Annotated in this window: 1 protein-coding gene; it reads left to right on the forward strand. The window is 66.6% G+C overall.

From position 1 onward, the window contains the following. A partial coding sequence (locus F3H95_RS27350; RefSeq protein ID WP_188134514.1) for a hypothetical protein occupies positions 1 to 1,133 on the forward strand: 1,133 nt, incomplete at both ends.

Consider the following 1,133-nt stretch of genomic DNA (forward strand, 5'->3'; position numbering starts at 1 on the left):
ACCGATGCGATCGAGGCCGCAAACGGTTCGATCGGTGTGACGGCGCAGACGGTTCTTGCACTGTCGTCCGGCGCAAGCGTGACGGCGACGGGTGCAGGCGGCGTGTCCCTGACGGCAACGACGGGCAGCCTGACGCAGGCCTCTGGTTCGCTGATCGATGGTGGTACGGGCACGGTGACCTTGTCGGCTGGTACGGATGCCACGCTTGGCCAGGTGAAGAGCGCGGGTGCGGTCTCTGCCTTTGCTCTTGGTGGCTCGGTGGAGCTTGCCGATGCGCTGAGTTCGTCGGGTGGTTCCGTCACGGTGACGGCTGACGGGAATGTCGTGGTTGCCGCGACGGGCTCGGTTGCGGGTGCGACTGGCGTATCCCTGACGGCAACGACGGGCAGCCTGACGCAGGCCTCTGGTTCGCTGATCGATGGTGGCACGGGCAGCGTGACGCTGTCGGCGGGTACCGATGCCACGATCGGTCAGGTGAAGAGCGCGGGTTCGGTCTCTGCCTCTGCTCTTGGTGGTTCTGTCGAGCTTGCCGATGCGCTGAGTTCGTCGGGTGGTTCCGTCACGGTGACGGCTGACGGGAATGTCGTGGTTGCCGCGACGGGCTCGGTTGCGGGTGCGACTGGCGTATCCCTGACGGCAACGACGGGCAGCCTGACGCAGGCCTCTGGCTCGCTGATTGATGGTGGCACGGGCACGGTGACCTTGTCGGCGGGCACGGATGCCACGCTTGGCCAGGTGAAGAGCGCGGGTGCGGTCTCTGCCTCTGCTCTTGGTGGTTCTGTCGAGCTTGCCGATGCGCTGAGTTCGTCGGGTGGTTCCGTCACGGTGATGGCTGACGGGAATGTCGTGGTTGCCGCGACGGGCTCGGTTGCGGGTGCGACTGGCGTATCCCTGACGGCAACGACGGGCAGCCTGACGCAGGCCTCTGGTTCGCTGATCGATGGCGGCACGGGCAGCGTGACACTGTCGGCTGGCACGGATGCCACGATCGGCCAGGTGAAGACGGGTGGTACGGGTACGATCGGCATCGCGTCCGTGGCCGGCCGGCTCGACCTGACCGATGCGATCGAGGCCGCAAACGGTTCGATCGGTGTCACGGCGCAGACGGCTCTTGCACTGTCGTCCGGCGCCAG

Origin of the sequence: Rhizobium sp. RU35A, from assembly GCF_900156005.1 — a bacterium.
In the GTDB taxonomy this organism is placed as follows: domain Bacteria; phylum Pseudomonadota; class Alphaproteobacteria; order Rhizobiales; family Rhizobiaceae; genus Neorhizobium; species Neorhizobium straminoryzae.